The organism is Nocardioides sp. (genome assembly GCF_050246775.1).
Lineage (GTDB): Bacteria > Actinomycetota > Actinomycetes > Propionibacteriales > Nocardioidaceae > Nocardioides.
This window is the reverse complement of sequence record NZ_JBFWVK010000014.1, coordinates 1-8,132: the sequence shown is the minus strand read 5'-3', so window position 1 is coordinate 8,132 and position 8,132 is coordinate 1. Positions and strand designations below refer to the sequence as shown.

Annotated in this window: 10 protein-coding genes; 5 read left to right on the top strand and 5 right to left on the bottom strand. The window is 69.2% G+C overall.

Going from position 1 to position 8,132, the window contains the following annotated elements; translation table 11 throughout:
• Positions 1–124: 124 nt before the first annotated feature.
• The 3 genes from AB7I40_RS23605 to AB7I40_RS23595 all read right to left on the bottom strand — a co-directional run bounded on the left by AB7I40_RS23605 (position 125) and on the right by AB7I40_RS23595 (position 1,378).
• The gene (locus AB7I40_RS23605) at positions 125–298 is read right to left on the bottom strand and encodes a hypothetical protein (RefSeq protein WP_428348154.1); all 174 of its coding nucleotides are present in this window, start codon (positions 296–298) and stop codon (positions 125–127) included.
• 24 nt (positions 299–322) lie between these two features.
• Positions 323–673: a hypothetical protein gene (locus AB7I40_RS23600; RefSeq protein WP_428348153.1), complete on the bottom strand. Its 351-nt coding sequence runs from the start codon at positions 671–673 to the stop codon at positions 323–325.
• A gap of 111 nt (positions 674–784) precedes the next feature.
• Entirely contained in the window at positions 785–1,378 is a 594-nt protein-coding gene (locus tag AB7I40_RS23595) for a recombinase family protein (RefSeq protein WP_428348152.1), read from the bottom strand.
• A 408-nt stretch (positions 1,379–1,786) separates the two neighbouring features.
• Between AB7I40_RS23595 and AB7I40_RS23590 the strand changes: the two genes are divergently transcribed.
• From AB7I40_RS23590 to AB7I40_RS23575, 4 genes are read left to right on the top strand one after another with little or no spacing between them, the layout of a single operon-like run.
• Positions 1,787–3,121 (top strand): nucleotide sugar dehydrogenase, encoded by a 1,335-nt coding sequence (locus tag AB7I40_RS23590; RefSeq protein ID WP_428348151.1) that lies wholly within the window; start codon positions 1,787–1,789, stop codon positions 3,119–3,121.
• A gap of 47 nt (positions 3,122–3,168) precedes the next feature.
• Positions 3,169–4,824: a glycosyltransferase gene (locus AB7I40_RS23585; RefSeq protein WP_428348150.1), complete on the top strand. Its 1,656-nt coding sequence runs from the start codon at positions 3,169–3,171 to the stop codon at positions 4,822–4,824.
• A gap of 5 nt (positions 4,825–4,829) precedes the next feature.
• On the top strand, positions 4,830–4,952 hold the full coding sequence (locus tag AB7I40_RS23580) for a hypothetical protein (RefSeq protein ID WP_428348149.1): 123 nt from the start codon (positions 4,830–4,832) through the stop codon (positions 4,950–4,952).
• A complete protein-coding gene (locus tag AB7I40_RS23575; RefSeq protein ID WP_428348148.1) occupies positions 4,952–5,980 on the top strand; it encodes a polysaccharide deacetylase family protein in 1,029 nt (342 codons plus the stop codon). The genes AB7I40_RS23580 and AB7I40_RS23575 overlap by 1 nt, the downstream gene beginning before the upstream one ends.
• Before the next feature lie 40 nt (positions 5,981–6,020).
• On the opposite strand, the gene AB7I40_RS23570 is transcribed toward AB7I40_RS23575, so the two are convergent.
• Positions 6,021–6,773 carry a hypothetical protein gene (locus AB7I40_RS23570; protein ID WP_428348147.1) on the bottom strand — a complete coding sequence of 251 codons (753 nt, stop codon included), beginning with the start codon at positions 6,771–6,773 and terminating at the stop codon, positions 6,021–6,023.
• A gap of 226 nt (positions 6,774–6,999) precedes the next feature.
• Between AB7I40_RS23570 and AB7I40_RS23565 the strand changes: the two genes are divergently transcribed.
• On the top strand, positions 7,000–7,248 hold the full coding sequence (locus tag AB7I40_RS23565) for a hypothetical protein (RefSeq protein ID WP_281010960.1): 249 nt from the start codon (positions 7,000–7,002) through the stop codon (positions 7,246–7,248).
• Between the two features lie 8 nt (positions 7,249–7,256).
• Here AB7I40_RS23565 and AB7I40_RS23560 read toward each other — a convergent pair.
• A partial coding sequence (locus tag AB7I40_RS23560; RefSeq protein WP_428348146.1) for a Tn3 family transposase occupies positions 7,257–8,132 on the bottom strand: 876 nt, incomplete at its 5' end.

Genomic DNA, 8,132 nt, shown 5'->3' with positions numbered 1-8,132 from the left:
CGAGAGAATCCACTCATCAATCGACTACATGACACCGACCGAACGAGAAATGGTGTACGATCAAACCATCGCCCGCCGGGGCGAGGTGGCCTGAACCCCGAGCCTCTCGCGAAACCAGGACGGTTCACATCTCGGCGAACCCGGTGCGCACCTCGGTGTCGAGCCGGTCGAAGCGGGCGGCGGTGTGCACGCCGAGGCCGTTGATCGCCGCCCGGTTGGCGTCGACCTTCACGGCGAGGTCGGCGAGGTCTCGGTCGCGCGCTGCGGCCGGGGTGGATCGTGCGTCGGCTTCCGGCACGGGCTGCGAGCACCGGAAACGGCGTCACCAGCCGCCCTGAAGCCCGTGCTGGGTAGCAAGCGCGCGAAGTTCGGTCATCAGGTCGCGCCGGGTTGCGTAGCGCTTCTCCTTGCGGAGGTGCTCGAACAGCGCTGCGTAGCCGTCGAACAGGCAGGTTCGGCGCCAGACGTCCGACACCTCGGTACAGATCCGTGGGAGAGTGGACTCCAGGCGTTCGTATACCCGGATGCTGCGTTCGGCTCCGCGGACGAGGTCGTGGAAGTGCAGTTCGCTGCGGACTTGGGCAACGTCGTCCTCGTCGACCTCGCCGGCGAACTGGCGGTCCATCGCGATGACGACGAAGCCGAGCTGCTTGGCCATCCAGAACGTCGTCACGTGCGCGCGGCGGCAGGCTGGGGTCGCCGTAGCACTCGCCGAAAATCGGGCGGATATGGCTGACCAGGCTCCCGAAACTTCCGAAGCAGACCCGAAGTGCAAGGTAGGACGTCAGGACCCGGATGCAGCTGCTATGCGCTCGCGCTCAATCGCCCGGTAGACGGTGGAGCGGGCGACGGAGAACAGCTCTGCGAGCTCGGCGCTGGTGTGCGCGCCGGCGTGGTGCAACTGCACGAGGTGGGCCTCCTGGCGCGGGGACAGCTTGGGCTTCTTCCCGCGCAGCCGGCCCTTGGCGCGGGCGACCTTCATCCCTTCCCGGGTCCTCATCTTGATCAAGTCTGACTCGAACTCGGCGACCATGGCCAGCACGTTGAACAGCAACCGGCCGACCGGGTCGGTCGGGTCGTGCACCGATCCGCCGAGGCTGAGCTTGACCTCCCGCGCGGTGAGCTCGGCGACGATGTCACGGGCGTCGGGCAACGACCGGGCGAGCCGGTCGAGCTTGGTCACCACCAGGGTGTCGCCGCCGCGACAGGCGGCCATCGCCTCGCGCAGCCCGGGTCGGGCCCGGTTGGTCCCGGTGAGCCCGTGATCGACGTAGATCCGTTCGGGCGCGACGCCGAGCGCGGCGAGCGCGTCGCGTTGCGCGGTGAGGTCTTGTTCGTCGGTGGACACCCGGGCGTAGCCGATCAGCAGTCCGCTCACCGCCCGAGTGTCCCAGTTGGCACCCCGTCATCGGGCATTTCACCGGGCGGGTCTTACGGGAATCGCCGAGCAGCAGCGATCTTCAACGGGCTGGTGCGGCGGGAGTGTCCCGGTGGGGGTTCCTCTGCGGGACGACCGCGATCTTTCCGCGCGCCGCATCGGCCCACGGCCTTTCCGTAGCCCGGGCGGCTGGATGGCGCCGCCCGCTTGGCGGATCGGCGCGGCGCGCCGGCGCTAACCTCGTTGATGCGCGTGCCTCGCCCGTCAGACTCGCCGATCGGCGGTCACCCGGGACCACGTCCGCCCGGCGCAACTGGCTGAAACGAATCACCCCGAAAGGGCGACAGAGTCGGTGATGGCCGCCTCTGCCCCGCGGCCAGGCCGATCGCTCCCCGGGGGTTACGAACGATGACGTCCATGCTCGAGTCCGCCGCGCCCAGCTGGCCGCTGCCCACTACGCCGGTTCCCCGGCCCCGCACTGAGCACGCTCAGCGCGTGGGCGTGATCGGGCTGGGGTATGTCGGCCTGCCGACCGCTTTAAGTCTGGCCGAATCGGGTGTGGCGGTGTTGGGCTGCGATATCAGCGAGGAGCGTCTTGCCGCGATCAAGTCCCAGCAGGTCGACCTGCTCGACGCGGACCGCTTGCGCTTGGCCAAGTTTCTGGGCTCAGATTCAGACCGGCTTGCGATCACGACCGAGACGGCCTCGCTGAGCGCGGTCGACACCGTGCTGATCTGTGTGCCGACCCCGGTCGACGCCCATCTCGTGCCGGACCTGACCGCGCTGACCGGCGCCTGCGCCACTGTGGTCGGCGCCGCCCGCGCGGGACAGACCATCGTGCTGACGTCCACCACCTATGTGGGCTGTACCCAGGATCTGCTGGTCGAGCCGCTGCACCGACGGGGCCTCGTCGTTGGGCAGGACGTGTACGTGGCGTTCAGCCCGGAGCGCATCGACCCGGGCGTGGCCGCGCACGCGCCGGAGCGCACACCCCGGGTAGTCGGCGGTGTCACCGCCGAATGCACCAGCCGAGCGGCCGAGACCTTGGCCAGGACGGCACCCGCCGTGCATCCGGTGTCTTCGCCGGAGGCCGCAGAGTTGACCAAGCTGCTCGAGAACACGTTTCGCGCGGTGAACATCGCCCTGGCAAACGAGTTCTCCGGTATCGCCCGGCGTTTCGGGGTGGATGCGCTCGAGGTCGTTGGGGCGGCGGCGACCAAGCCCTACGGCTTCATGCCGTTCTACCCCGGTCCCGGGGTGGGCGGGCACTGCATCCCGTGTGATCCGCACTATCTGCTCTGGCAGCTCAAGGCGAACCGGATGGCCTCGCCGGTGACCGAGGCGGCGATGGCGTCCATCGCCGCTCGCCCAGGGTCGGTCGTTGCCCGAGCCCAGGAGGTCCTCGCCGAGACCGGCCGGGCCCTGGCCGGCGCCCGGATCCTGATCGTTGGGGTGAGCTACAAGCCGGGCGTGACCGATGTCCGCGAGTCTCCCGCGTTAGAGATCATCGATGAGCTGAGCCACCGCGGCGCGGATGTGGCCTTCACCGACGAGCTGGTCGACACCGTGCGAACCTCCGCGGGCCTGCTCTCCAGCGAGATCGACCCGGCGTGTGGCGACTGGGACCTGGTCATCGCACACACCCTGCACCCGGGGGTCGACCACGGGTGGCTCGCCGATACAAGCCTGGTTCTCGACACCACCTACCGGCTCGCGCACCTGCGCAATCGGTGCGTGCTTTGACCCGGGCTGCCTCTGCTACGTCGGACAAGCACGCCCAGGGGGCATCCGTGCCCGCGACCGTGGCGTTTCGCGGCGACCACGCCGTTCCACCCGGCCAGCACCACGTCCCAAGCCCACGTAGCTCTCGCCGGGCCAGTCCGTTGCCGCGGCAGCGGCCTGCTCCCGGCCGACGTCAGCCCCGCGCGCTCGCCGAACCTGGCCTGTGGGGCCTGGACGCAGAGTGGGCGCGGCTGCTCGCGGAAGCACCGACGCTTCGCCTTCCGCGGGTCGAGCCAGCTGCGCGCCCACCGCTCACCCGGTCCGCCGCCGCGCCCACCGCCCGCCACCGCCGCCGTTCCTTCGTCACCTTCTATGCGCGTCGTCCCCTGGAACAGGTTCGGTGGCGGCCCGCCCTGGTGCTCGCCGCGCTTGCCCCGCTGACCGTGCTGCTGACCTGGAAGATGATCAGCCTGACCGGGGACATCCTGCTCAACCTCTACGGGCTCGGCGTCTTGCTCGCGCTGTTCACGACGTTCTTCCTCGCGTTCGGCTTCTACACCGATCCCGCCACCGACCGCGCGGCTAGCCAGGTCACACCGTCGCAGCTGCCGCGGGTGTCGTTCCTAGTCGCCGTCAAGGACGAGGTCGCGGACATCGAGCGCTGTGTGCGCAGCATGGCCAGCTCGCAGTACCCGAAACTCGAGGTCATCGTCATCGACGACGCCAGCACGGACGGCACCTCCGCGGTGCTCGACCGCCTGGCCCGTGAACTACCGGTGCGGGTGATCCACCTGCGTGACAACGTCGGCAAGAAACGCGCCCTCGTGGAGGCATTCCGTCACAGCACCGGTGAAGTCATCGTGTTCACCGACTCCGACTGCGTCATCGCCCCCGACGCCGTCGCGCACGCGGTGCGTGCCATCGTCGCCCATCCCGATATCGGCGGGGTCAGCGGACACGCCCGCGCGCTCAACCCCGATGTCAACCTGTTCACCCGAGTGCAAGACGTCTGGTACGACAGCCAGTTCGGCATCGCCAAGGCCGCTGAAAGCGTGTTCGGCTCGGTCAGCTGCGTGTCCGGGCCACTGGCCGCGTTCCGGCGGGAGGCCATCGCCCCCTACCTGCCCGCCTGGGCCGCCGACCGATTCGCCGGCGCCGAGTTCCGCTTCGCCACCGACCGCCAACTCACCGGCTATGTCCTCGGCCAGTACTGGGTCGGCCGGAAGCTACGCCACCGCCATCGGGAGGACCCCCTCGTCGTGCCGGCGCATCAAGACCGGGCCTGGCGGGTCGAGTACGTCCGCAGCGCGCGGGTCTGGACCAACGTTCCGCACCGTGCGCGGTCGTTCTTCCGCCAGCAAGCCCGCTGGAAGAAGAGCTTCATCCGCAACCTCTTCTTCACCGGCACCTTCTACTGGCGCCGCGGGGTCGTGCCGGCAGCGCTGTTCTACGGCCACATCCTGTGGGTCCTGCTCGCCCCGGTCATGGCGTTTCGCCACCTGGTCTGGCTGCCCCTGCACGCGGCCTGGATGGTCACCGTCCTCTACCTCCTGGGGATCTTCTTCAAGGGTGGAGTCTGGGCTGTCGGCTACCGCGCTCAGAACCCCGGCTGCCGGAGGTGGCGCTACCGCCCGCTGATGAGCATGACCTCGACACTGCTGCTGTCCTGGCTGCTGCCCTACAGCGCGCTGACCTTGCGACGCAGCGTCTGGTTTCGAGGGTGATCCCCGTGACCACCAAGAGAACGGGCCGGAACCTGATCGCCGACGCCGCCTTCGTCGTCGCGCTGGCCGCGGTGTTCGTCATCCTGCTGACCCGGGGTGACATCCTGCACTGGATCGGGTTGGTCTGATGTCCCCCGCACGGGCCCTGCGACGGATCAGCCTGGTCGGCCTGAGCGTGCTCGCCCTCGCCGTCCCGATCGCCGTCACCGTCATGCTCAACGACATCAGCGACTCCATCCGCCCGGTGCGCGACCAGCACACCACCAGCGTCGCCCCGCTGCCGTCGTCGGAGTCCGCCCGCTACCTCGCCTTCGCGGCCACGGCCCAGCCCGGGATCCTGCTGCTGAGCTACCACGACGTGCGGCCGACCACGGAGGAGAGCACAAACCCGGACGACGAGGACATCTACACGGTGACGCCCGAGCAGTTTGCCCAGCACCTACAGATGCTACGCACCGCTGGGTTCGAGTCGATCTCCACCGACACCCTCGTGCGCGCCCGTGAGGATCCCGCGATCCTGCCGGAGCGACCCGTGATGATCACCTTCGACGACGGGACCAGCGGCCTGTGGCGCTACGCCGACCCGTTGCTCGAGCAGTACGGCTTCCGCGGAGTCGCCTTCGTCATCACCGGCAGCCTCGACACGCACTACCCGTACTACCTGACTTGGGGCGAGGCCACCGCCCTGCAGGAGACCGGACGCTGGGACATCGAGAGCCACACCCACGCAGGGCACGGCCGCATCCCCGCCGGCGGTGGGGAACGGGCGCCGTTCCTGATCAACCTGATGCAGCGGCCGGACGGCGGCATGGAGACGCTGCAGGCAGCCACAGCGCGGGTCGCGGCCGACACCGACCAGGCCATCAGCCAGTTGACCACCCGCCGCCTTCCACGACCGCGCCTGTTCGCCTATCCCTTCAGCGCCGACTCCACCCCGACCAACAGCCCGGACCTCGTCGCCGCCAGCCGGGAGATCCTCGCGCAGCGCTACGCCCTACTGATGATCAATGAGCTGCCACCTCGATGGACCAGCGCCCGCGACATCGCCACCGGGCTCCTCCCCCGCATCGAGGTGTTCAAGCAGACCAACACCCGCGCGCTGTTCGACATGATCGTGGGCGCAGCGCCCGCGGATGCGTCGTCGCCAGCCCGATGAGATCGCCGCCGCGGATCCGATCTGATGTCGGCGGGTAGCGCTACGCGCCGTCGCGCGCCATGTCCAGGCGAGGCTGCACCGAGACGTCGTCGAGGCGCAGCTCGGCGTTGTCACCGCGGATACCGACACCTCCGGGACCCCGAAGTGGAGCACATCCCAACCCGCGATCGACGGCTGTGATCTGCCATCCGTCGCGACGGGCCGTGATCCGCACCGACCCGTCGGCCAGATCACGCACCGCCACCTCGACGGTCTGCCAACGACCAAACAAGATCGGCCGTCCCTCGAGCGGGGGTGCGAGCTCAACGTAGCGGCCGCCGTTGCTGGGTCCGCCCGCACACTTCTTCTTGATCACCATCACGCCGTCGCGGCGATCCACGCTGATCGCGTACAGCTGCTCCTCGGACTCGTAGCGAACCCACACATGCGCGCCATCGAAGTCCTGGGCAGGGGTCCGCGGCGTATGAACCAAGTCATCGACGCGCAGCTGCAAGCGGATGTCCACATCACCGAAGCCGCGCTGTGTCGACACCATCCGAAACACCGCCGAACCGTTCTCCCCCTGGTTACGGCCATCGTCGGGTCGACCCGTCCACCCGTGGTTGCTCGACCGGATCAACGTGCCGCTCGTCATCACCCACGGCGACTCCTCGGCTGGCTGACCAGACGAGGCGATCAGCCCGTCAGTCCCGCTGAAATCATCTATGATCGGCTGGGCCGCGGTGGCCGGAGCACAGCCCCCAATCATCGCCGCCACCATCACCCCCACGGCCCGCCGCCTAACTGCTCGCACGGACAGCATCCTCGTCGCCGGGCAGACCATGTTCGGCATCGGCCTCCCTCCGGGATGCAACCCCCGACCGTCGCGACGTCGTCGCCGTGAACTATGTCAACCGCGCGGCCTGCTCGTACCCATCGACTCTGCGCGTGTCCCGCTCAGGGATCCACTTACGGCACTCCGGATTCCCGGCTCCGATCGGCGTCGTGGGCGGCTTGTGGTGCACAGCACAATCGGCAGCATGGCCGACGACGATGTGGACCAGCCGGAGCCGCCATCGGCGAAGGCGATCACCGCGCTGCTGCGCGAAGCTCGTTCGCTGTCGCGGCGCGCTGACAGGCTCAGCTCCACCGCCGCGGCGGTGGACGACCCCACGACCCAGCAGCTCGCCGCGGAGGCCTGCACCAGCATGGAGCAGCTGGTGCACCACCTCATGCTGCTGGAACGACAGGCACAGCGCGGCGAGAAGTCGACAGCTCGGCGCCGGTAGAGCGGCGGTCAACGGTCCTCGTCGTCGTCGCTGGCATCCGGGTCGCGCAGCGCGCGGCGGGCCCCGACCAGGTCGGGAAGCTGGAACGAGTAGTGCCCGTGCACGTTGAGGTGGCGGCGCATGTAGGCCGAGAGCCGCACGACGTCCTCATCACGCACCGGGTAGCCCTCGTCGCGCAGCCGGGCGAGCGCGGCATCGATGTAGACGGTGTTCCACAGCGTGATGCAGTTCAGGACCAGCCCGAGCGCACCGAGCTGGTCCTCCATGCCCTCGTGGTAGGCGCGGCGGAGATCGCCGCGGCGGCCGTGAAAGACGTGCCGGGCCAGGTCGTGGCGGCCTTCCTGCAGGTTGCGCATGCCCTTGATCTGCGCCCGGTAGGGCGCCTGATCGACATAGGACAGCACGTGCAGGGTCTTGAAGATCCGGCCGTAGTGCGCCAGCGCCTCGCCGAGCTGGGTCGGGTTGCCGCCGCGGGCGAGCATCCGCAGCACGTCATGCGCGCTGACCGCGCCGGTGTGGATGGACCCGGCCAGGCGCAGCAGGTCGGGCCAGTGCGCCCGGATCCGCCCGAGGTCAATCTTGCCGCGGGCGGCGGTGCTGAGCGGGCCGTAGTCGGCGCCGGTGTTGATCCGCCACAGCTTGGCGTCGGGCAGGTCGGCCAGCTGCGGGCGGTAGTCGAACCCGAGCAGCCGCATCAGCCCGCACACCATGTCGCTGTATGAGCCGGTGTCGCTGATGATGACCTCCGGGCGGCGCCCGCCGTCCTGTCGGTAGATCAGGTCGATCACGTGCAGCGAGTCCCGCGGGGTGCCCGAGACGACCTGGCCGGCCAGCCCGACGGCCTGGTCGTTGACCAGGTTGAGCAGCGTCACCCCGCGGCGGCG